Source organism: Paeniglutamicibacter sp. MACA_103 (genome assembly GCF_045798555.1).
Classification (GTDB): Bacteria; Actinomycetota; Actinomycetes; order Actinomycetales; family Micrococcaceae; genus Paeniglutamicibacter.
In genome coordinates this window covers 1-21,970 of the sequence record NZ_JBIXLN010000059.1, presented here as the reverse complement: position 1 = coordinate 21,970, position 21,970 = coordinate 1, and the positions used below count along the sequence as shown (strand labels likewise).

The 21,970-nt window shown below is 66.8% G+C and carries 22 protein-coding genes; 8 read left to right on the top strand and 14 right to left on the bottom strand.

Annotation, left to right across the window (positions count from 1 at the left end):
• The 9 genes from ACIPVK_RS19735 to ACIPVK_RS19695 form a co-directional block, all read right to left on the bottom strand.
• Positions 1–535: dioxygenase (locus ACIPVK_RS19735; RefSeq protein WP_407613687.1), on the bottom strand; the 535-nt coding region annotated here is incomplete at its 3' end.
• A 36-nt stretch (positions 536–571) separates the two neighbouring features.
• Positions 572–1,651 (bottom strand): maleylacetate reductase, encoded by a 1,080-nt coding sequence (locus tag ACIPVK_RS19730; RefSeq protein WP_407613686.1) that lies wholly within the window; start codon positions 1,649–1,651, stop codon positions 572–574.
• Positions 1,648–3,450 (bottom strand): FAD-dependent oxidoreductase, encoded by a 1,803-nt coding sequence (locus ACIPVK_RS19725; protein ID WP_407613685.1) that lies wholly within the window; start codon positions 3,448–3,450, stop codon positions 1,648–1,650. Before ACIPVK_RS19725 ends, ACIPVK_RS19730 begins: the two co-directional genes overlap by 4 nt.
• A 136-nt stretch (positions 3,451–3,586) precedes the next feature.
• Positions 3,587–4,543, bottom strand: a complete 957-nt coding sequence (locus ACIPVK_RS19720; RefSeq protein ID WP_407613684.1) for a helix-turn-helix domain-containing protein — start codon at positions 4,541–4,543, stop codon at positions 3,587–3,589.
• Positions 4,544–4,610: 67 nt separating this feature from the next.
• Positions 4,611–5,702 (bottom strand): MBL fold metallo-hydrolase, encoded by a 1,092-nt coding sequence (locus ACIPVK_RS19715; RefSeq protein ID WP_407613683.1) that lies wholly within the window; start codon positions 5,700–5,702, stop codon positions 4,611–4,613.
• A gap of 20 nt (positions 5,703–5,722) precedes the next feature.
• Entirely contained in the window at positions 5,723–6,556 is an 834-nt protein-coding gene (locus tag ACIPVK_RS19710; protein ID WP_407613682.1) for an ABC transporter ATP-binding protein, read from the bottom strand.
• A gap of 1 nt (position 6,557) precedes the next feature.
• Positions 6,558–7,370, bottom strand: a complete 813-nt coding sequence (locus tag ACIPVK_RS19705; RefSeq protein ID WP_407613681.1) for an ABC transporter permease — start codon at positions 7,368–7,370, stop codon at positions 6,558–6,560.
• A complete protein-coding gene (locus ACIPVK_RS19700; RefSeq protein WP_407613680.1) occupies positions 7,367–8,224 on the bottom strand; it encodes an ABC transporter permease in 858 nt (285 codons plus the stop codon). The genes ACIPVK_RS19705 and ACIPVK_RS19700 overlap by 4 nt, the downstream gene beginning before the upstream one ends.
• On the bottom strand, positions 8,221–9,204 hold the full coding sequence (locus ACIPVK_RS19695) for an ABC transporter substrate-binding protein (RefSeq protein ID WP_407613679.1): 984 nt from the start codon (positions 9,202–9,204) through the stop codon (positions 8,221–8,223). The genes ACIPVK_RS19700 and ACIPVK_RS19695 overlap by 4 nt, the downstream gene beginning before the upstream one ends.
• A 111-nt stretch (positions 9,205–9,315) precedes the next feature.
• Between ACIPVK_RS19695 and ACIPVK_RS19690 the strand changes: the two genes are divergently transcribed.
• On the top strand, positions 9,316–10,254 hold the full coding sequence (locus ACIPVK_RS19690; RefSeq protein WP_407613678.1) for a LysR family transcriptional regulator: 939 nt from the start codon (positions 9,316–9,318) through the stop codon (positions 10,252–10,254).
• 85 nt (positions 10,255–10,339) lie between these two features.
• Here ACIPVK_RS19690 and ACIPVK_RS19685 read toward each other — a convergent pair whose 3' ends face one another.
• The 5 genes from ACIPVK_RS19685 to ACIPVK_RS19665 form a co-directional block, all read right to left on the bottom strand.
• The gene (locus tag ACIPVK_RS19685) at positions 10,340–11,386 is read right to left on the bottom strand and encodes a sulfate/molybdate ABC transporter ATP-binding protein (protein ID WP_407613677.1); all 1,047 of its coding nucleotides are present in this window, start codon (positions 11,384–11,386) and stop codon (positions 10,340–10,342) included.
• On the bottom strand, positions 11,383–12,204 hold the full coding sequence (locus tag ACIPVK_RS19680; RefSeq protein WP_407613676.1) for an ABC transporter permease: 822 nt from the start codon (positions 12,202–12,204) through the stop codon (positions 11,383–11,385). Before ACIPVK_RS19680 ends, ACIPVK_RS19685 begins: the two co-directional genes overlap by 4 nt.
• A gap of 7 nt (positions 12,205–12,211) precedes the next feature.
• Positions 12,212–12,997: a molybdate ABC transporter substrate-binding protein gene (gene modA / locus ACIPVK_RS19675; protein ID WP_407613675.1), complete on the bottom strand. Its 786-nt coding sequence runs from the start codon at positions 12,995–12,997 to the stop codon at positions 12,212–12,214.
• Entirely contained in the window at positions 12,994–13,404 is a 411-nt protein-coding gene (locus tag ACIPVK_RS19670; protein WP_407613674.1) for a molybdopterin-binding protein, read from the bottom strand. The genes modA and ACIPVK_RS19670 overlap by 4 nt, the downstream gene beginning before the upstream one ends.
• A gap of 160 nt (positions 13,405–13,564) precedes the next feature.
• Entirely contained in the window at positions 13,565–14,032 is a 468-nt protein-coding gene (locus ACIPVK_RS19665; RefSeq protein WP_407613673.1) for a MarR family winged helix-turn-helix transcriptional regulator, read from the bottom strand.
• Positions 14,033–14,160: 128 nt separating this feature from the next.
• Here ACIPVK_RS19665 and ACIPVK_RS19660 point away from each other — a divergent pair, with 128 nt between their 5' ends.
• The 7 genes from ACIPVK_RS19660 (at position 14,161) to ACIPVK_RS19630 (ending at position 21,797) form a co-directional block, all read left to right on the top strand.
• Positions 14,161–15,087 carry an SDR family NAD(P)-dependent oxidoreductase gene (locus ACIPVK_RS19660; RefSeq protein ID WP_407613672.1) on the top strand — a complete coding sequence of 309 codons (927 nt, stop codon included), beginning with the start codon at positions 14,161–14,163 and terminating at the stop codon, positions 15,085–15,087.
• A gap of 17 nt (positions 15,088–15,104) precedes the next feature.
• The gene (locus ACIPVK_RS19655) at positions 15,105–15,998 is read left to right on the top strand and encodes an amidohydrolase family protein (protein WP_407613671.1); all 894 of its coding nucleotides are present in this window, start codon (positions 15,105–15,107) and stop codon (positions 15,996–15,998) included.
• The gene (locus ACIPVK_RS19650; protein ID WP_407613670.1) at positions 15,995–17,182 is read left to right on the top strand and encodes an acyl-CoA dehydrogenase family protein; all 1,188 of its coding nucleotides are present in this window, start codon (positions 15,995–15,997) and stop codon (positions 17,180–17,182) included. The genes ACIPVK_RS19655 and ACIPVK_RS19650 overlap by 4 nt, the downstream gene beginning before the upstream one ends.
• A 78-nt stretch (positions 17,183–17,260) precedes the next feature.
• The gene (locus tag ACIPVK_RS19645) at positions 17,261–17,716 is read left to right on the top strand and encodes a MaoC family dehydratase (RefSeq protein ID WP_407613669.1); all 456 of its coding nucleotides are present in this window, start codon (positions 17,261–17,263) and stop codon (positions 17,714–17,716) included.
• A 167-nt stretch (positions 17,717–17,883) separates the two neighbouring features.
• Positions 17,884–19,416 (top strand): acyl-CoA synthetase, encoded by a 1,533-nt coding sequence (locus tag ACIPVK_RS19640; RefSeq protein ID WP_407613668.1) that lies wholly within the window; start codon positions 17,884–17,886, stop codon positions 19,414–19,416.
• Between the two features lie 275 nt (positions 19,417–19,691).
• Complete coding sequence (locus ACIPVK_RS19635; RefSeq protein WP_407613667.1) at positions 19,692–20,690, top strand: ABC transporter substrate-binding protein; 999 nt, start codon at positions 19,692–19,694, stop codon at positions 20,688–20,690.
• 129 nt (positions 20,691–20,819) lie between these two features.
• Positions 20,820–21,797 (top strand): ABC transporter substrate-binding protein, encoded by a 978-nt coding sequence (locus ACIPVK_RS19630; RefSeq protein ID WP_407613666.1) that lies wholly within the window; start codon positions 20,820–20,822, stop codon positions 21,795–21,797.
• The last annotated feature ends 173 nt before the right edge of the window (positions 21,798–21,970 follow it).

Below are 21,970 nucleotides of genomic sequence, written 5' to 3'. Positions count from 1 at the left end.
CCTCGTCCGCTTCCCAGACCTCGATCCGCGCGTTGGGGACGGGGGTGCCGACGGTGTCGGTGACGGTGCCCTCGATCCAGCAGGGCTGGCCGGCCGCTCCGCCGGCGATGTCCCCGCCGAGCGGGATTTCGGGGGCGTCTTCGACGAAGAACGGGCCGAAGACGGTCGCCTCGGTCGCGCTCCCCTGTGCCTCGTTGTTCACCGCGATGGTCTGCATGGAGGCGCCGAGCACGTCGGAGAGCAGGACGAATTCCTGGCGCTTCTCGTCGGTGATGTGTCCGGCGGCGGTAAGGAATCCGATGGCGGCCTCCCATTCGTCCTCGGTGAGCCGAACGTCGCGGATGAAGGCGTGCAGGTGGCGGGTCAGGGATTGCATGAGGTGCTTGAGGCGCTCGTCGGTGCAGGTTTCGAAGGAGGCCAGGACCCGGGCGGTGAGGTCCTCCTCCACGCGTTGCTGCTGTTCGCTGACCTGGCTGCCGGGGCGCGCGGTGCCGGGGACGCCGGTGGTCTCGGTGGTGCCGGTGGTGTTGTTCATGGTGTTCTCCATGGAAAGTCGTGGTGGGGAAGTGGTTCAGGAAAGGTCGGTGAGGGTCTTGGGGTCGGCGCCGTTCAACGCCGCGGTGAGCAGGGCGGCGAGGTTGTCGGCGGTGACGCGGCGGGGGTTGCTGGCGGGGATCGCGGGCAGGGCGACCTCGACGGCCTCGGCGATGCCGGCCTCGGTGAAGCCGTAGTCCTCCAGCGCCCGCGGGGCATCGAGCAGCTCGCGCAGCGCCTGCAGTCCGCCGAGGGCGGTGTCGGCGCCGAAGGCCGCAGCGGCGCGTGCCTCGGCCTCGGGGGCGTGCGGGGCGTTGAACGCGAGAACGTAGGGCAGCACGGTGGCGTGGGTCTGGGCGTGGGGCAGGTTGAAGGTCCCGCCGAGCACGTGGCAGATCTTGTGGTGCATTCCGGATCCCGCCGAGGCAAAGGCCACGGCCGAGAGGTAGGCCCCGTAAAGGGCCTGTTCGCGCCCGGGCAGGCCGGCCGGGTCGTTCTTGATCTTGGGCAGTCCTTGGGCCAGGGCGCGGATGCCCTCGGCGGCCAGGGCCGCGTTGATCGGGTCCGCGCGCGGGCCCCAGAGCGAGTCGATGCAGTGCGCCATGCCGTTCAGGCCGGAGGCCACCGACATTTCCACCGGCAGCGACAGCGTCAATTCGGCGTCGTAGATCACCGTGACGGGAAGGACCCGGTCATCGACCCCGGTGGTTTTGCGGGCGGCCTCGGTCAGTCCCCAGACGTTGGTGGCCTCGGAACCGGCGTAGGTGGTGGGCACGGCGATGATCGGGATGCCGGTTTCCAGGGCGACTGCCTTGGCCAGTCCGGTGGTGGAGCCGCCGCCCACGCAGACAATCAGGTCGATCCGGGCATTCGTCGCGGCGTCGCGGGCGGCGTGGGCGGTTTCGATCGGCACGTGCATGACCACCTCGTTGTGCCACAGCGTCACCTCGATCCCGGCGGCGACCGTCCGGGCCATGGGCATCTCGAAGTCCGAGGCGATGACCATGATGCTGCCGGCGCCGAGCCGTGAGGTTTCGGCGGCGAGGTTTTCGGCTGCCTTCCCGGACCCGAAGAGGACCCGCTGGCCCAGGGTGGTGTGTTCAAATGACAGGCTCATGCTTCTTCTCCGTTGCCCAGGATGGATGAGACTGCGCTGCGCAGCGCGGCCTCGGGATTGCCCGGCATTCCCTGCGAACGCCAGCCTACGTGCTTGTCGGGCCGAACCAGGACCGCCCCGTCCTCGGCCACGCCGCGCAGCCGTTCCCAGTCGAAGTACAGGTCGGTGACCTCCTGCCCGGGGCCGATGACCACGGCCTTGACGGTGACACCCAGCTGGTCGGAGACCTTTTGGGCCGCGGTGTCCCAGTCCTCGCCGGTGATGCCGGTGAAGAGCGTGAACTGCCCGTAGGGTGCCAGGTCGTGCGTGGAAAACTTTCGGGTCCAGTCGCCGACCCACGCGTGGGGCAGGCGGACGCCCGGGTGGGTGGAGGGCTCGTAGTAGAGCTCGGCGTCCCGCGCCGGCGCCGGGCGTCGCGTGCCGTCCGCGGCGACGGCGGCCGATTCGTAGTACTGGCCCAGTTCCACGCCGTGCGCGTTGAACTCGTAGTTCTTGATCTCCATGGCCTCGCGGATGGCGGTGCGCTTGGCGGCCCCGGCGGGCGTGTTGTCCTTCCGGGACTCGATGGCCGCCAGCATCTCGGCTTCGGTTTGCGCTGCGGTGAGGCCCAGGGCCTCGAAGAGTTTGGTGAACTCGCGCCCGGATTGGTTGGCGCGGGTGACGATCTGCTTGGCGACCGGCGCGCGTTCGGCCGTGTAAGTGTCCAGCAGGGACTGGGCGGCCTGCCCCTTGAGCACCGCGGCAAGCTTCCACGCCAGGTTGTAGGAATCCTGGATGGAGGTGTTGGAACCCAGCCCGTTGCTTGGCGGATGCTTGTGGACGGCGTCCCCAGCACAGAACACCCGGCCCGACTGCAGCGTGGTGGCGTACTGTTCGTTGTTGCCCCAGAGCGAGATGCCGGTGATTTCGGCTTCCAGGTCCGGGACGCCGATCAGGTTGCGGATCACCGCCAGGGCGTCCTCCTCGGTCACTTCGGGGGTTCCCTGGGTGATGTCAAAACCCCAGACAATCAACCATTCGTTCCACGGCCTGACCATGCGCACCAGCCCGGCACCGATGCCGCCGATGTTGGAGCCCGGCTGGACGACCCAGTACAGGACCGAGGGTCGGTGGCCCACCAGCTTGGCCAAATCCGCCTTGAAGGTGATGTTCATCGAGCCGGCGATGTCCATCTGTCCCTCCAGCGGCAGGTTGACATCGGAAGCAACCTTCGATCGGGCACCATCGGCGCCGATGAGGTACTTGGCGCGGATCGTGTATTCGTGGCCGGTAAGGCGGTTGAGCACGCGGACCGAGACGCCGTCGGCATCCTGGATGTGGGAAAGGTATTCCGTGGAGAACTGCGCCTGGGTGCCGCGCATGGTCGCGTTCTTGACCAGGATCGGTTCCAGGTAGGTCTGCGGGATGTCGCAGTTCAGCGACGGGGAGGCGAGCTCGTAGTCGGCGTGGCGTGCCGGGTGGTTGCCCCAGGTGAGGATGCGCCCGATCTCGTCCCCGGCAATCGAGGTGCAGAAAACGGTGTCCCCGATCATCTCGTGCGGGGTGGCCTCCGCCAAGACCTGTTCCTCGATGCCCACGTCGCGGAAGATCTCCATAGTGCGCTGGTTGGTGATGTGTGCCCGGGGCGTGTTGGCCGTCCAGCGGTACTTGGTGATCATGATGTTCGGGACACCGAGCGAGGACAGGAAGAGGGCCGCGGACGAACCGGCGGGGCCGGAACCGACGATCAGGACGTCGGTCTCGACGATGGCGGTGTCGGGGGTTTGCGTCTCGGCTACGCCGTCATGGAAGACAACCATGGGAGCTCCTTGGATTCGGCCGGCGGTGGTGCCGGCGGGGTTGTCTCCAGCATGGACGTGATGTGCGTCTCGTGGTTGGGTGTCGGCGGGCACGGCGGAAAAACGCAAAAAACGTGGAAAGGGGCCGAGGGCGTGGCTAGCTGCCGGCGAGGAGCTCGCGCCGGTGCCGCAGCGGGGGCATGCCGAAGTGCTCCTTGTAGCTGCGGGAGAACTGCGCCTGCGAGGAGAACCCGCACCGCGTGGCGATCTCCGACATGGGGATGTGGGACAGGGCCGCGGTGGCGAACAGTCGCTGCACACCCTGGAGCCGTGCGGCCAGGATTGCCCGGGGGATGGACTGCCCGGAGGCGGCGAAGACGCGGGAGAGCTGGCGTTCGGAAACCCCGATCCCCGCGGCGATGCCCCAGGCGGACAGCTCGTGGCGGCGGTAGTGGGCCGCGATGAAGGCCTCGGCGGCCTCAAGGTGCCCGGCGGCCGGGCCGTCGGCCAGCAGCTCGGCGACCATGTCGATGAAATTTTCCTCGAGGGTTTCCCACGCGGCGGGGCGGCCCGACAATGCATCCGTCGCGGTCGCGGCCAGCCTGGCGCCCGGGCCCTCGGCCGCGCCTGCGAATTCAAAGGTTTGCGGACGGGTGAGCCGGGGCGATCCGCTCCGGTGGGCGATGGCCGCCCGGGGCACCTTCACCGCAACCTCGGTCAGCCCCTCGCTGAAGACCCGCTCGAAGGGCTGGTCCGCGTCAACAAGGATGCCCTGCCCGGGCGCCACGGTCTCGGTGCCGCCGCGGTGGACGAAGCGGCCCGTGCCGCGGATCGCGAGATAGGCAACCACGCCTCCGGCGGGGTGGGCGGCGACCTGCGCCTCGTCGCGGAACACGCGGTGCGCCGTGCCGGTCACCCGGGCAAGTCGGAGCCTGGGCAGAGAAAGATTCAGCTCCGTGGCGCGCAGGGATGCCGCGCCGTCGGTGGCCGCCGTCAGGCCGACCAAGGCGCGGGCGTTGTGGCGCTCCCACTGGTGGATGCGCCGCTCGCTCGGCACGGAGTCGGTCGAAAACCGGCTGAACCCGGCCGGGAGCGTGGCTGAAGTGTGTGACATGGATCTCCAGTCTAGATGCGGGTTCGCGCACAGCACCAGCGGTGCCGTGCGCGAACCCGCCCCGTGACTAAACGCTCGGGGCGAGCGGCGCTTGGCTGGGCGCGCCCAGGCCGAAGACCATCAGGTCCTCGCCCACCACCAGGGTGCCGGAGAACCCGACCTGGGCCTTTTCCCACTTCTCGACGGGGGTGTTGCCCGGGACCAGGTGGGTGAGCACCAGGGTGTCGACGCCTGCCTTCTGCGCCTGCGGGCCGACCTCTTCGATGGCCGTGTGCGCGGCGAGCATGTGCTGCATCAGGTTCGGGTCGGGTTTGGGGGAGTCCGGGCCCATCAGCCCGTCGACCCAGTCCATGTCGATGCACTCGTGCAGGAGGATGTCGGCGCCCTGGGCGATGGTCACCAAGTTATCGCACACCCCGGTGTCCCCGGAGACGACGATGGATCCGTCGGGGGTCTCGAAGCGGAACGCGAACGCCGGGAAAATCGGCCGGTGGTCCACCAGGATTGCGGTCACCCTGATGTTTTCGTCGCGGTAGACCTCGAAAGGCTCCATGGCGGGGGTCGGGTCGCCGTTCGGGTCCCGGCCGGTGCCGGCGGGCAGCTCGATGTCACGGAACTCGAAGATCTCGCGCAGGTCCTGCTTGGCGTTGTCGCGCATCCGGTCGTTGATGTCCATGGCGTAGGCCTCGAGCAGGCGCTGGGTGGATTCGACGAGCCCTGGGGTGGGCGATTCGGGGTGGAAGACCTCCGGGAGGTGCTCGCGCTTCTCCTGGGCGAAGATCGGGGGCAGGGTGCCGCGGTTGCCCGGTCCGACGACCTGGATGGGCTGCTTGAGGCCGTCGGAGCCGTTGTGCCAGGCCAGCAGCAGCAGGTTCGGGTAGTCGATCATATGGTCGGAGTGGTGGTGGGTGATGAACACCCCGCGCAGGTTGTCCAGGCCCTTCTGGAACCCGGTGGGCCCCAGGCCGGACTTGCGGAATTGCGGGCCCCAGCCCTCGCCGCAGTCGATGAGGTAGTGGTCATCGCCGACCGAGATGACGGTGGAGATGCCCGCGCGGTCCGATCCGTCCCACCACGGGGGGCCGCCGGCGGTGCCCAGGAGGGTGACGCGGGTGCGGTGCCGGGCGGCCTGTTCGGCATCCAGGGGGAGATGTGCCATGGTTGTTTTCCTTCCTGGCGCTAGGAGATTGAGGCGTGGGATTGGGCGGACTGGATGAGTTCGAAGACCTCGGCGCGCAGCTGCGCGTATTCGGGCAGCAGCTTGGTGTCGCGTTGGTCGCGGGGCCGCGGCAGGTCCACGGGGATGTTGCGGTTGACGGTGGTGGGAGCGCCGGAGAGCACGATCACGCGGTCGCCAAGATAGACGGCCTCGTCGATGTCGTGGGTGACAAAGACGACCGTGGTGTCGAAGTCCCGGCGGACCCGCAGCACCAGGTCTTCCAGTTCGATGCGGGTCTGGGCATCAACCGCGGCGAAGGGTTCGTCCATGAGCAGCACGTCGGGCTGGTAGGCCAGCCCGCGGGCGATGGCGGCGCGCTGCTGCATGCCGCCGGACATCTGCCAGGGGTACAGCTCTCCCTTCCCGGCCAGGCCCACGGCCTTCAGCACCTGCTCGATGCGTGCCGGGCGCTCAGCCTTGGGCAGCTTGTTCTTCAGCGGAAGCTCGATGTTGGCCGCCACGCTCAACCACGGCAGCAAGGACCGGGAGTAGTCCTGGAAGACGACGGCGAGCTTGGCCGGCGGTTCGGTGACGGTCTCGCCCTCGAAGATCGTCCGGCCGTCGGTGGGATCGAGCAGCCCGGCCATGCACTTGAGCAGCGTGGTCTTTCCGGAGCCGGAGGGGCCGACGATGCAGACAAACTCGCCCCTGCGGATGGACAGGTCCACTCCGTCGAGGATCCGGGTGGAGCCGTAGGACTTGCGCAGCTGTTCCAGTTCCAGGAGGACTTCGCCAAAGGGCGATGCGGTTTCGCCGGGGACGGGGCCTTCGAAGGAGGTGGGTTGGGTGGTCATGTCATGCGTCCTTTCCGGAGGCGGCCCGCATTCCGGAGTGCCAGCGCAGGACGCGTGCCTCGATGCGGAGGAAGATGAGGTTGGCGAGGTAGCCGAGGATTCCCAACAGCAGCGTTCCGGCCCAGGTCTGGGCGACGGCGAAGGTTTGCTGGGAGTTGAGCAGGTAGTAGCCGATGCCGTTGACGGAGGCGACCATCTCGGAGACGACGATCAGGATGATCGAGATCTGCAGCGTGGTGCGCAGGCCGGCGAAGATCTGGGGTCCGGCATTTGGCAACACGACGTAGCGGACCCGCTGTGGCATGGTCAGCCTGTAGGACCGGGACATGTCCCGGACCTGGGAGTCCAGCGAGCGCACGCCGTCGATGGTGTTCAGCAGGGTCGGCCAGATGGCGCCGAAGGCGATGATCGCAATGTTCATGGGGGCGCCGATGCCGAAGACGAGGATCCCGATGGGCAGCAGCACCGGAGGGGGCAGGGAGCGCAGGAACTGCACGATCGGTTCCACGGCGGCCGCGAGCGTGCTTGAGAGCCCGATCAGCAGCCCGAACACGATCCCGCCGGTGGCGGCGATCAGGAACCCGGCCAGGAACTTGCCCAGGCTGGGGAGCAGGTTTTCGGCCAGGCCGGGACCGAGCCAGTCGCTCCCCAGCGTTGCGAGAATCTTTGACAGCGAAGGGAAGTACAGGGACGTGCTTCCGGCCGAGGCGATCCACCACAGCAGAACCAGTGCCACCGGCAGCCAGGCTCGCAGGAGGAACAGCCGCTGGGACTTGTGGCGCGCGGGCGCGCCGGTGTTGGCGGTGGTGCTCATCGGGAGGACTCCTCACGTACGGACGGGTGCCAGAACAGCAGCGGTTTTTCGGCCGCCCGGAACGCCGCGTTCAGGCCGAGACCCAAAAGCCCCGCGGCGAGGATCAGTGCGTACATTTCGGTTAGCGCCCCGGCGGACTGGGCGACGACAATGCCCTGGCCGAGCCCGGCGGCGCCCCCGATCATCTCGGTGACCACGGCGACGATGATCGCGATCGCCGCGGAAATGCGCAGGCCGGTCAGTGCGAACGGAAGGATCGACGGTGCCACGAGCCGGGAGGTGGTCAGCCACCAGCCCAACCGGTAGCTGCGGGCCATGTCGGTGGCCACGCCGTTGACTTCCTTCACGCCGTAGACAAGTTGGGTGAGCAGCGGCCAGATGGCGCCCAGGACGATCAAGAACAGTTTCATCCCGGGGGACGGGCCCCAGAGCAACAGGCCCAGGGGGATCAGTGCGACTGGCGGGATCGGCTTGAGGAACTCCACCAGGAACCATGTCGACTCGGCGAACGGCTTCACCAGCCCGATCAGCAGGGCTAGAGGCGTGGCGACGGCGATGATGATTGCCAGGCCGAGCAGCGCCACCGAGAGCGTGTCCCAGAGGTAGGCCCAGAAAATCGGCAACGTGAGCTGCGTAGCGAATTCCGCGAGCACCGCCGAGGCCGGCGGGATCGAGCCGGCGGGCAGGACGCCGGTGCGTGAGAGGAGCTCCCACAGCGCAAACGCGACCAGAACGGTGCCGGCACCCAGAACGAAGCGACCCCCGGTTGTGGCGGCGGGGCCTCTCCTGATTCGTGTGCGGGGCCGCCGGGTGCTCTGCCCTGCGACCGGGGCGGTGGTCATGGTGGTGGTCATTGCCAGACGGCTCCTTCGACGTCGACGGGTCCGGGCAGGAAGCCCAGTCCCTGCATGAGTTTTGCGGTGTGCTCCATGGCCGGGACGCTGAGGTCGTCGGTGTACATCGGCACCCGCATCTTGGCGAAGACCTCCGGGGGGAGCTTGCCGTACTTGGCCAGGACCTGCCCGACCTTCTCCGGATGGCTGGCCGCAAGTACGCTGGCGCGGTTGATGGCCCGTTGGAATTTCTCGACGGTCTCCGGGTTGTTCTGCGCAAACGGGCCGGCGGTGAAGATCACCGTGAAGGTGCCATTGGGTCTCAAGGTTGCCGAATAGGGGTGGGCGAGAACCCGTGACCCATTGGCGACGGTCTTGGCCTGGAATGGTTCCACCAGTGAGGCTGCGTCAATGGCCCCGCGGTCAAGGGCGGAGACCATGTCGGGAAACGGCATGGCAACGAACGTGACCTTGGAGGGATCGCCGCCGTCTTTCTGGATGGCGGCCGCGGCGACGACGTGGACGATGGAGGTCAAGGCGTTGACGGCAACGGTGTGGCCTTCGAGGTCGCGGGGTCGCTCGATCCCGCTGCCCTTGGCGACGACGAGTGCGGAGGGGTCGAGTTCGGGGTCTTTGGCAATGGAGGTGCCGTTCGCCACCGCTTTTAGCGGCAAACCCTTCTGGACCGCTGCCAAGAACGGAGGTACCGCGGCGGTTCCGAATTGCAGCTGGCCGTTGATGACCGATGGTGCGATGGCCGCGGCATTTTGCATGACCTGGGTTTGGACGTTAAGCCCCTCGTCCTTGAAGTATCCCTCTTCCTGGGCGATGTACACGGGTGCGAAGTCGGCGACGGGGATGACGCCGACCTTGATGGGGTCGTTTGGGGACAGTACTGTCGCGCTGCCCATGCCGACACCGCATCCGGTGATCAGCAGGATTGCGCACAGGCCGGCGAGTGCCGCGGCCAGGCGCCGTGCGGTGGATGGTGCGCGGCTCATGGGGCCTCCAGGAAAGATTGACAAGGGTGTCGTGCGTCACTATTTAGCTTGTGCCCTGTCGACCCATAGGACAAATATCAATTTCATTGGATCCCCATATAAGGTGCGACTATGAACTTGCGCAAACTCGAGTATTTCCTGACGGTGGTCGAGGAGGGGTCGGTGTCCCTTGCGGCCCGCCGCCTGCATATGACGCAGCCACCGTTGAGCCAGGCGATCCAGGCGCTCGAACGCGAGGTTGGCGCCAAGCTCCTGCATCGTTTACCGCGGGGCGTCGAGCCCACGGTTGCGGGACGCCTGCTCGTGGAGCAGGGGAGGGACCTGCTCCGGTGGTCGGGCCGCATTGAGGACTTGGTGCAACGGGTTGGCCAAGGGCTGGAGGGGCGGTTGCGGATCGCGTGTGTGCCGTCGATTTCGTGGTCCTTGTTGCCTCCGCTGCTCAAGCGCTTCAGCGTGGAGGCCGAAGGAGTGGAGGTTCTGCTATCGGACCCCAACCCGCTGCAGGTTCTCAATCGCGTTGCCGACGGAGGGGCCGACGTGGGGTTCATTGCCCCAACGGACACCGTGGCCGTGGCCGCCGCCTATCCGGCACTGGTCGTTGAACCGCTGGCCGAGATGCCGCTTGGGCTGGTGGTCCCGTTGGACAGGGAGGCGGGCGATGGTCCCGTGGCTGCGGCCGCTTATGCGCGGGATGCCTGGATCATTCCCGAGGCGGTTCCCGGGTTCCCGGGGTTGGCGGAGCTTGCCGAGGAGCTGTGGCGCCGGGAGGGATTCAGGCCCAACCGAGTGCAATACGTGTCCACCTTGCAAACTGCCCTGCCTCTGGTCGCCGCAGGCATCGGGGTGGGGATCATGCCCATGGACCTGGCGCGGCTCTTTTCTCCCGGAGTGCGGATGGTCGAGGTGGTCGGAGGGATGGCACCTTTGCGCCCGGCGTTGATTCGCTCCGCGCAGATGCGCCCGTCGCCCGCGTTGGAACGGTTCCTTGCCGTTGTCATCGCGTCGTTCGAGCCCCGTGGCTCGGGTAACTGGTCCGTGGCTGGAGAGTAGGCCACGCGGGGAGGCCGTCCGCGGCGCGTGGGCCGGTGGTGCGCCGCTTGGGGACCATTGTGTCCTTGGTCGCCACAAGTCCCGGTCACGTCGCGTAGATGGTGACCGCGGTGGCCTTGAGCACGAAACAGGCCTCGGCGCCGGGCACCAGCCCAAGCTCGGCCAGCGCCGCCGGGGTGATGTCCGCGGCCAGATCCCTGGCCCGCACCCGGATGGCGTCCCCGTGCGGTTCCAGGTCGGTGACGGTGGCACGAAGCAGGTTGCGCGGGCTGCCGTGCGGAGGGTCCAGGTACACGGAGACCGCGGACGGGGGGAAGGCTGCCGCCGCAAGGTCCCCTTCCCGCAGCTCGTCCTCGTGGATTCCGGAGATGAGCCCATAGGGGGTGTCGATTCCCTCCCTGTGGGCCGTGCCGGCGATCAGGTTCAACCCCGCGAGCCCGGCGGCGAACCGGGACCGGGGCCTGCCCAACACATCCCGGCTGGGTCCGGCCTCGGTGATGCGGCCGTGCTCCATGACGACGACCTTGTCGGCGAGCATCAGGGCGTCGAGCACGTCGTGCGTGATGATGATGGCGTTGCGGCCCTCGAGCACGCGCTTGAGCAGCCGGCGCATCAAGGGGGCGGCATGGATGTCCAGCGCGGCCATGGGCTCATCGAGCAGCAGCAGGTCGGGCCCCGCGGCCAGGGCACGGGCCACGGCAACCCGCTGGGCCTGCCCGCCCGAGAGTTCGCCGGGACGCCGCGCCGCCAGGGATTCGGTGTCCGTGGCGGCGAGCCACTGCCGCGCGGTGGCCCTGGATTCGGCCGCGGTACCGCCCTTGCTGCGCGGCCCGAAGGCGACGTTCTCGAGCACGCTCAGATGCGGGAACAGTAGCGGTTCCTGCGCCAGCAACGCGGTTCCCCGCTCGTGCGGGGCCATCCAGTGCGTCCGTGCGCCCGAGAGATCAAAGAGCGTGCGCTCGCCGATGGACGCCCGTCCGGAATCCGGGCGCAGCAGCCCGGCCATGATGGCCAGCAGCGTTGACTTGCCTGCCCCGTTGGGTCCCAGCACGGCCAGGGTCTCGCCCGGCGCAAGTTCCAGTGTGACGTCGAAATTCCTGGCCTTGAGCGCGGCCTCGAAGTGGATTGTCACCGGGTCGCCTCCGCTTCTGCCTTTTGCTTGCGGGGGCTGCTGTAGGACAGGGCCACCACGATGACGGCCACGGCAACCAGCACCAGGGACAACGCCACGGCGGCGTCGGCATCGGTCTCGCGCTGCAGGTAGATTTCCAGCGGCAGGGTCCGGGTGACGCCCTGCAGGGAACCGGCGAAGGTCAGCGTCGCCCCGAATTCGCCGAGGCTGCGGGCAAAGGCGAGGACCGCGCCCGAGGCCAGGCCGGGCAGCACCAGCGGCAGGCTCACGCGGCGCAGCACCGTGCTGGGCCGGGCACCCAGGGTTGCGGCAACCGCCTCGTACTTTCCGCCCGCGCTGCGCAGCGCGCCCTCGAGACTGACCACCAGGAAGGGCAAGGCAACGAAGGTCTGGGCCAGGATCACGGCGGAGGTGGAGAAGGCGATCTGGATTCCCGCAATCTCGAGACTGCGGCCCAGCAGGCCCTGGCGCCCGAAGGTGTAGAGCAGGGCGATGCCACCGACCACCGGCGGCAGCACCAACGGCAGCAGCACGAAGGCGCGCAGCACCCGCTGGCCGGGGAAGTTCCCGCGGGCCAGCACCAGCGCCAGCGGGACGCCCAGGACGATGCACAGCGCGGTGCTGGCCGCCGAGGTGCGCAGGCTCAAGCCCAGCGCGGTCAGCGAGGATTCCGAGGTGACCAGCGGGATGAACTGGGACCACTTGACCTTGGCGAGCATCGCCACCAGGGGGAGCATGACGAAGAGCGCGCCCACGGCCGCGAGCGCGTAGATCCACGACGGGACGGCCGTGTATCCGGCTCCGCTGCGTCGCAACATCGGATTCCTACGGATTTCCGAAACCGGCATCCGTGAGGACCTTCCTGCCTGCGGGGCCGGTCACGTACTCCGTGAATGCATTGGCCAGTTCCTTGTTGGCGCTGTTGGCGACCGTGGCGATGGGGTAGGCGTTGACCACTGTTTTGGATTCGGGAAAATTGATTCCCTTGACCTTGTCGCCAGCGGCCAAGACGTCGGTCACATAGACCAGCCCGGCATCCGCCTCGCCGCTGGTCACCTTGCCCAGCACATCGGTGACGGAGGATTCCTCACTGACCGGCGTGAGCGTTGTCCTTGCGGCAGCCTCGACGCTCTTGGTTGCTGCACCGCACGGCACCTGGGGCGCGCAGATCACGACCTTCACCCCCGGGGTTGCAAGGTCGGCAAACGTGGCGATCGAGGCCGGGTTGTCCGGCGGGACCGCGATGGCCAGGGTATTGGTCGCGAAGGTTGTGGGCGCGCCGTCGACGAGCCCCGCCGCGGAGAGCTTGCCCATGTTGCTCGGGTCGGCCGACGCGAACACATCGGCGGGTGCTCCGGCGGTGATTTGGGTGACCAGGTCAGAGGACCCGGCGAAGTTCAGCCCGATCGCCGTGCCCGGGTGTTTCGCCTCGAGTCCTTCCGCGATCTCGGTAAATGGGGCCTTCAGCGAGGCCGCGGCAAAGACGGTGATTTCCCCACTCGGGCCTGCGCCGGCCTGTTGTGGCTGGGCGGGGGATGCGCAGCCGGCCAGCCCCGGAACCATCGCCAAAGCGAGGCCGATCGCAGCGGCGATCCTGCGGCGGGCGCTCATGTCGCCGTCTTCCCTTGCGGGGATTCGATGATGACGGTGGTCGCCTTGACCACTGCCGTGGCGATCGATCCCAGCTCGAGTCCCAGTTCGCGGGCGGCTTCGCTGCTCATCAGGGACACGACGCGGAACGGGCCGCACTGCAGCTCGACCTGGGCCATCACGGTGTCCATGGTGATGCCGGTGACCAGTCCGACGAATCTATTTCGGGCCGAGGACCCGACCAGCGACTGGTCATCGGGAAGCTGGGCTTGGCTGCGTGCCAGTTGGGCAAGCTCGAGTCCGTCCACGGCTACGCGACCGGAATCGTCCTTGTGCGCGGTGAGGGTTCCGTTTTCGGTCCAGCGGCGGATGGTGTCGTCGCTGACACCGAGGAAGCGGGATGCTTCGGAGACTCGAATTTTCGGCATGGTTCAATAATGCCTCATATGCGGTTATTTAGGGTCGGAATCGTCGCAAATTCCAATTCAGAAGGCTGGTGTCGAGGCCAGGCGTCGCTGCGGAGGGGCGGGTGGTTCCTTTGTTGAGCGGTGGGTAGGGGCTATGCCGGCGTTGCCGGGGGGACTCGGTCTAGTCGGGGAAGGCAATGCGCGAGAGCATTTCGCGCAGCGATTCCTGCTCCGCCTGGCTCAACTTCGCCATCGCCACGGCCTCACCCTCGGCGGTGGCCTTCCGGGCCTTCTTGTATAGCTGCTCGCCTGCCTTGGTTCCGGTGATGACCTTCGAGCGGCGGTCGTTGGGGTCTGCGGTCCGCTCGACCAGCCCCTCGCCCTCCAGTGCGTCCACCAGCGGCACGATTTGGCTCGGATCCAGCGAGAGGAATTCCGCGAGCTCGCGCTGCGTGGGCGCCAGCCCGCTGCAGGCAAGCGAGAGCACCGAGTAGGAGCGGACCTTTAGTCCCAGCGGGGCCAAGAGCCTGTTGGCGCGTGCCGATCCCAGCGAACGGGTGCGGGCGGTGAGGAACTCGATGTCCCCCGCCAGTTCGCTGCCCAGGAATCGGTCAATGGTGTTCATGGTGGTGCCCGGCTTGGTCGCCATGCTGCTGCCCCTCGAGATGGATAAGAAACTTAATCATTGACTTTATCAAGAGTTTAAGTTGTTATGTATGTAGCAAGGTTCCCACGACAGGGTCGGCGGGGGCAATAACTACCCTTGAAGGAGCAGACATGTCACTGGCTGGAAAAGTTGCAATCGTTACCGGCAGCGGCCGCGGACTCGGCCTGAGCTACGCGCAGGAGCTGGCCCGTCAGGGTGCTGCCGTGGTCATCAACGATGTCGATGCAGACGTGGCAGCCGAGGCCGTCGCCTCGATCACCGCGGCCGGGGGCAAGGCCGTCTCGGTCGTGGCACCGGTCGGTTCCACCGAAACCGCCAAGGCACTCGTGGCCTCCGCCGTGGAAAACTTCGGACGCCTGGACATACTGGTGACCAATGCCGGGGTGCTGCGCGACAAGTCGATCCTGAAGATGACCGACGAGGACTTCGACCTGGTCATCAACGTGCACCTGCGCGGCACTTTCACCTGCGTCCGCGAGGCCTACGCCTACTTCAAGGAAAACAGCATCGCCGGCCGCATCATCACCATCGGCTCGCCCACCGGGCAGCGCGGGAACTTCGGCCAGACCAACTACTCCGCCGCCAAGGCCGGCATCGTGGGCATGGTCCGCACCTGGGCCATGGAAATGAAGCGCGCCGGGGTCACCGTCAACGCCGTGATCCCCGTGGCCGCCACCGCCATGACCAAGACCATCCCGTTCTTCGCCAAGGCCGTGGAGGCCGACGAGCGCGGCGAGGCCATGCCGGACTTCTTCCGCAAGGAACTGGGCTTCGGCACCGCCGACGATGTCGCTGGGCTCATCGCCTTCCTCGCCTCCGAGGAAGCCGGCAACATCACCGGACAGGCCATCGGCGCCGGCGGGGACCGCCTGCAGCTGTGGAGCCACCCCGAGGCCATCGCCTCGGAGTTCAACGACGGCGGCTGGGACTACGCGACCTTGCAGGAACGCTTCCCGTTCGCGGGCAACCTGCAGTCCGTCGGTGAGACGTTCCCGGAGCTGCCGGCTGAGTTGCAGCCCGAACCAGCAGCCAAGTAGAAAGCCACAGCAGCGCCATGAGCATCCGCTACGAATCCAACATCGACCTCGACTCGGTCACCGCGATCGACATGCATGTGCACCTCGAGGTCGACGAGTGCGGGCACAAGGCCATGCCCGAAGACCTCTTTGAGGCTTCGGCCGCCTACTTCAAGTCCGAGGAACGCACGCCCTCGGTGGACCGCATCGCCGAGGTCTACCGCGAGGCGAAGATGGCCGCGGTGCTCTTCACCGTCGATGCCCGCACCGCGCTGGGCCACGAGCCGAACTCCATCGACGACCTGGTGGCCGGGGCCGCACGCAACAACGACGTCCTGATCCCCTTCGGTTCCGTGGACCCGCGCACCGGCCCGGCCGCGATCACGGAGGCACGCCGCCAGGCCACCGAGCTGGGGGTGCGGGGTTTCAAGTTCCACCCCTCGGTGCAGGGCTTCGACCCCTCGTCCCAGGAGTTCTATCCGCTCTGGGCGGCGTTGGAGGACCTCGGGCTGCCGTGCATCTTCCACACCGGGCAGAACGGCATGGGTGCCGGGCTGCCCGGCGGCCGCGGCATCAAGCTGCGCTACTCCAACCCGCTGCTGCTCGACGACGTGGCGGCGGACTTCCCGGGGCTCACCATCATCATGGCTCACCCCTCGGTGCCGTGGCAGGACGAGGCCAACTCGATCGCCACGCACAAGGCGAACGTGTTCATCGACCTCTCGGGCTGGAGCCCGAAGTACTTCCCCGAGTCCCTGGTGAAGATGAGCAACAACGTGCTTTCCCGCAAAGTGCTCTTCGGCACCGACTACCCGCTGATCACCCCCGAAAAGTGGCTCGGCGCCTTCGCCGGACTGCCGCTGAAGGACGAAGTCCGCCCGTTGATCCTCAAGGACAACGCGGTGCGCGTGCTGGGACTCGGGACGTCATGACCGACTTCTACCCCAGCGACCAGTACGGTTTCGCCCGGTTGCTTTCGGACGCCGAGCGCGCCGCCCTGCTGCGCCTGCGCTCCGTGCTCGATGAGCACGTGCGTCCGGTTCTCAACGACCACTGGGAGCGCGGGGAATTCCCGGAATCCATCATCGAACCTCTCGTGGGCCTGGACATGATGCGCCCGGCCGAGGTGCTGGCGGCAGGTGAAAAGGTCCGCGGCCTCTTCGGCGGTTTTCGGAACTTCGAGCTGGCCCGCGTGGATGCCTCGGTCGTCACCTTCTACAACGCCCAGTCCGGGCTGTTCCGCACCACGGTGAACCTTGGCGGCAGCCAGGAGCAGGTCGCCGCACTGGACCCTCGCATCGCCTCCTACGAGTACAAGGGCGTCTTCGCGCTCACCGAGCCGGAACACGGATCGGACATCGCCGGGGGACTGGAAACCGCTGCCACTTTCGAGCCCGGGGCCGATGGCGGCCACTGGGTGATCAACGGGGCCAAGCGTTGGATCGGTGGAGCGGCCCAGGCCGACGTGCTGGCGGTCTTCGCCCGCGACGCGACCGACGCCAACGTCAAGTGCTTCTTGGTGCCCACCGACGCGCCGGGCGTCAAGTTGAGCAAGATCGAGCGCAAGACCAGCCTGCGGATCATGCAGAACGCCGACATAGATTTCATCGACGTCAAGGTCCCGGCCTCGGCTCGCCTGGCAAACATCAATTCTTTTGCCGATGTCGCAGCATGCCTGCGCAACATGCGCTCGGACGTCGCCTGGATCGCCGCCGGTGCTGCGGCCGGCGCGTACGAGGCAGCGCTGAAGTATGTCTCCGAACGCCACCAATTCGGCAAGCCGTTGGCATCCTTCCAGCTGATCCAGGAGAAGCTCGCCACGATGCTCACCAACGTCACCGCGTCCCTGGCCATGGTGGTCAGCCTGACCCAGGCACAGGAGGAGGGCATCTACAAGGACGAGAACTCGGCCATGGCCAAGATGTTCACCGCGCGGATGTTGCGCGAGACTGCGGCACTGGCCCGGGAGGTCTGCGGCGGCAACGGCATCGTGCTCGACTACGCCGTCGCCCGCTTCCATGCCGACGCCGAGGCGATCTATTCCTACGAGGGCACCGACGAGATCAATGCATTGATCCTCGGCCGGGCCATCACCGGCATCGGGGCCTTCCGCTAGGAAACGGCCCCCCCAACCGCGCCACCAACCACATGCGTCACCACCAACCACTTAATTAAAATCAAAGGAGTACCCATCATGGGCCAGACAGTTCTTTCCTACGAGCAGCTCGCAACCGCGGCCGGCACCGACCTGGGCTACAGCGAATTCCGCACCGTCACCCAGGACCAGGTCAACACGTTCGCCGACGCGACCGATGACCACCAGTGGATCCACACCGACCCGGAAAAGGCCAAGGAAGGGCCCTTCGGCGGTCCCATCGCCCACGGCTATCTTTCGCTGAGCCTGCAGATCGCCTTCTGGTCGGAGCTCTTCGACGTCACCGGCGTCTCCACCCGCGTAAACTACGGCTTGGACAAGGTCCGCTTCCCGTCTCCTGTGCCGGTCGGTGCGCAGATCCGCATGAAGGCACAGATCGCGGAGGTCGAAGAGGTCAAGGGCGGCTACCAGATCGCCGTCGACCAGGTCGTCGAGGTCGATGGCGCACCGAAGCCGGCCGTCGTGTCCCGCGGCATCTACCGCTTCTACGCCTAGACCCCGTTCCCGGGTCGATGGCCGGCCCGGCGCAATTGCCCGCGGTGGGCGCGGGACATCCCGTGCCCACCGCGGTGCCGCCACCCGGGTGCCCGATGGCGCCACACACACTTGAACACACCTCGGCAGTGCCACCGAAGCAGCGGTGGTTGGAAGGAGAAACGCTCATGTTGAACCAAGGACTGGGAAGCTGGATCCACAAGCGCCGCGTGAAGTCCCACGGACACACTGCCGTCATTGACGGTGCGGTGTCGGTGGGCTACGAAGTGTTGGCCGAGCGAATCGACCGGCTGGCCAACGCCCTGGAGGGCCAGGGGATCGGACGCGGGGATCGCGTGGCCTACCTGGGCAACAACCACCCGGCCTTCCTCGAGACGCTCTTCGCCTGCGGAAGCATCGGCGCGATTTTTGTTCCGGTCAACACCCGGCTAGCGCCGCGGGAGGTGGCATTTGCCCTGCAGGACTCCGGGACAAGCCTGCTGGTCAATGCCCGCCAACTGGAGTCCCTGGCCCAGGCGGCCACCGCGATCGCGCCGGTCGCAAGCCGGCTCGTCGTCGAGGACGACCACGAGGTCGTCGGCTCCTATGAGACGGCCATCCGTGCGGCTTCGGACGAACACCGGGACGTGCCGGTCTCGCTGGATGACACCGCCATCATCCTCTACACCTCCGGCACCACCGGCAACCCCAAGGGAGCGATCCTGACCCACGGAAACCTGACGTGGAATTCGCTGAACGTGCTGGTCGACTACGACGTCACCAGCAGCCAGGTCGCCTTGATGATCGCCCCGATGTTCCACGTCGCCTCCCTGGGCATGGGAGCCCTTCCGACCCTGCTCAAGGGCGGGACCCTGGTCCTGCAGGACCGGTTCGAGCCCGCGGCCGTGCTGGCCGCCATCGAACGCCACGGCATCACATCCCTGTCCGGGGTTCCGACCACCTACCAAATGCTCGCGGAGCACCCCGACTGGGACACCACCGACCTCTCCTCGATCCGCATGCTCACCTGCGGCGGCTCCGCGGTCCCGATGCGGGTGCTCGAGGCCTACGAGGCCCGTGGGCTCTCCTTCTCCGGAGGCTACGGGATGACCGAAACCTCCCCGGGTGCCACCTCGCTGCAGCCCGAGCATTCCCGTACCAAGGCCGGTTCCGCCGGACTTCCGCACTTCTTCACCGGTATCCGCATCGTCGACGCCGGCGGGCAGGACCTTCCCGACCACGCGGTCGGGGAAATTCTGGTCCAGGGGCCCAACGTGATCCCCGGATACTGGAACCGGGACGACGCCACGGCGGGTTCCTTCCAGGACGGGACGTGGTTCAAGTCCGGCGACATGGGGTACGTGGATGAGCAGGGATTCCTCTTCATCGCGGACCGCTTGAAGGACATGATCATCTCCGGCGGGGAAAACATCTACCCGGCCCAGGTCGAGCAGGCCATCATGGAATTGCCGTCGGTGGCCTCCGTTGCGGTGATCGGCGTCCCGGACCAGAAGTGGGGCGAGGCGGTGCACGCGGTCATCGTTCCGGTCGAAGGCCAGCCCGTCACCCGCGATGACATCGCCGCCCACCTCGACGGGAAGCTCGCCCGCTATAAGATCCCGCGCACCGTCGAGGTCGTCGCGGACCTGCCGCGGACGGCCAGCGGAAAGATCCGCAAGACCGATTTGCGGGAAAGCCACCGCAAGCGCACCCTGGCCTGAGCCGGGGACGTGCGCCGGAGGCGGGGGAAGACACATGCGTGTCATCCCCCGCCTCCGGCGCATTTTCACGGATGTCGGGAGTGAAAGGGCGCCCCGTGATCCCGCCCCTCGACCCGGGTCCGGCAGCTCGGTCCGACATCGATGAGAACACCAATGAACAATTATTGATTTATTCAATAGTTTGGTTTAGGTTGTACACATGACCTGTGGCGAGGGTCACACACATCGCAAGTGGAGCCGGGGTTTCTTGGCCCCCGGACTAGCAAGGAGAACTCATGAAGAAGCGTCTTTCCACGCTCATCGCAGGTGCGTCAATTGCGGCGCTGGCGTTGACCGGTTGCGGCCAGGGCTCGCTTGCGGGCTCGGCCGCCTCCAACAGCGAGTCGGAGGGCGCCTCGGGCGACGGCGCGCTGACGAAGGTGGTTGTCGGGGTTTTGCCCATCGCCCCTTCCGTGGCGGTGAAATACGGCATCGACAAGGGTATTTTCGAAAAGCACGGGCTGGACGTGGAATTCACCACCAGCTCGGCCGGTGCCGCCATGCTGCCCGCGGTTTCCACCGGGGACCTGAACTTTGCCGTCGGCAACCCGCTCTCCGTGCTGACCGCAGTGGACAAGGGCCTGGACATGAAAATCGTCTCCGGCTACTCGGATTCCAAGGCCGAAGGTGAGGACATCAATGGTGTGGTCGTGCGCGCCGATTCGGGGATCAAGGATTTTGCCGGCCTGTCCGGAAAGACCACCTCGGTCAACGCGCTGAAGACCCAAGGCGACCTGACCATCATGGAATCGGCCACGATCGACGGCGGGGACGCGGGCGCACTGAAATTCTCGGAGATGCCGTTCCCGGACATGGAGGCCCAGCTCGACCGCGGAAACATGGACGCCGTCTGGCTCCCGGAGCCGTTCCTGTCCAAGGCGCTGGCCAACCCCGACAACGAACTGCTTGGCTACCCGAACCAGAAGGCCATCCCGGGCCTGCCGACCATGGTTAGCTTCACCAGCGGCAAGTACGCCCAGGAAAACCCCGAGGTCGTCGCCGACTTCAAGGCCGCGATGACCGAAACGCTGGCAGCGGCCGAGGGCGACCAGGCCGGAGCCAAGGACATGTTGCCGGAGTTCATGAAGATGGACCCCAAAGTGGCCGAAAACCTGAAGATGGAAACCTGGGACGGCGTCGTGCCCAGCGAACAACTGGCCAAGCTTGCCGAACTCGCAGCCCAGCTTGGGTTCCTGTCCAAGACCCCGGACGTCGAGGCCATGACCATCAAGTAGTAGCCGCGCCCCGGGCACGGCAGGCAACTACCAGCGTGCGGTGCGGCGAGGGCCGACCCCGCGCCGCACGCGGAACGATCCATGGCGGGGCATCCCGCCGCACCCACCGTCAAGGCACGATGAGGATTCATGAGAAACAAAGTTACACTCGCAATGGCCGCACTGGGGATTCTGGCCGTGAGCGCCTGTGGTTCGGGCTCGCCAAGCGGCCAGGCCGCATCCACGGGCTCCGAAGGCACAGCGGACCTGGAAAAGATCACCGTCGGGGTCATCCCGATCGTGGACACCGCCCCGATCTTCCTGGGCGACTCCAAGGGCTTCTTCGAGACCGAGGGCCTGGATTTGGACATCCAGACCGCCACCGGCGGGGCGGCCATCGTCCCGGGAATCCAGTCCGGAAGCTACGATTTCGCCTTCTCCAACTTCGTCTCGCTCATGGTCGCCAACGACAAGGGCCTGAGCATGAAGGTTGTCGCCAACGGCGTAACCACCTCCGGGAACCAGGACGGCGACTTCGGTGCCGTGGTGGTCCCGAAGGACTCGCCCATCCAGAGCCCCAAGGACCTGGCCGGGAAGAAGGTCTCGGTGAACAACCTTGCCAACATCGGCGACATCACGGTGTCGCAAGTCGTCAAGGACGACGGCGGGGACCCGGAAACCGTGGACTTCGTTGAGGTTCCATTCCCCGAGGCCCCGGCGGCACTGGAAAACGGCATCGTGGATGCCGCCTGGATCCTTGACCCCTTCCTGGTCCAGGCCAAGGGCGACGGTGCGCGGGTCGTGAGCAACAACTTCGCCGACTTCGACCCGGAACTGGACATCGCCGGCTACTTCACCTCCTCGGCCAAGGTCGCCGCCGAACCGGAGCTGACCGCCAAGTTCCAGCGCGCAATGAACAAGTCCCTGGAATACGCCAACGAGCACCCGCAGGAAGTCCGCGACATCGTGGGCACCTACACCAAGATCGACGAAGAGACCCGCGCCAAGCTGGTGCTGCCGCGCTACCGGGTAGACATCGACACCGCAGCGGCGAAGAAGCTCGGCGAGGCGGCACAGGAATTCGGTGCCATCACCAAGCCGGTTGACCTCCAGGCCCTGTTGCCATGACCCAGACGACCGAGGAATCCACGCGTGCCGCGGTGCGGGCCAGGGCCTCCCGCGCGCCGTCCAGGGGATGGCCGAAGTGGGTGCTGGGGCTGGTCGGCGTCGTGGCGTTCCTGGGGTTCTGGGAATTGATGCCGATCCTGGGGATCGTGCAGGCCAAGTACCTGCCCCCGGCG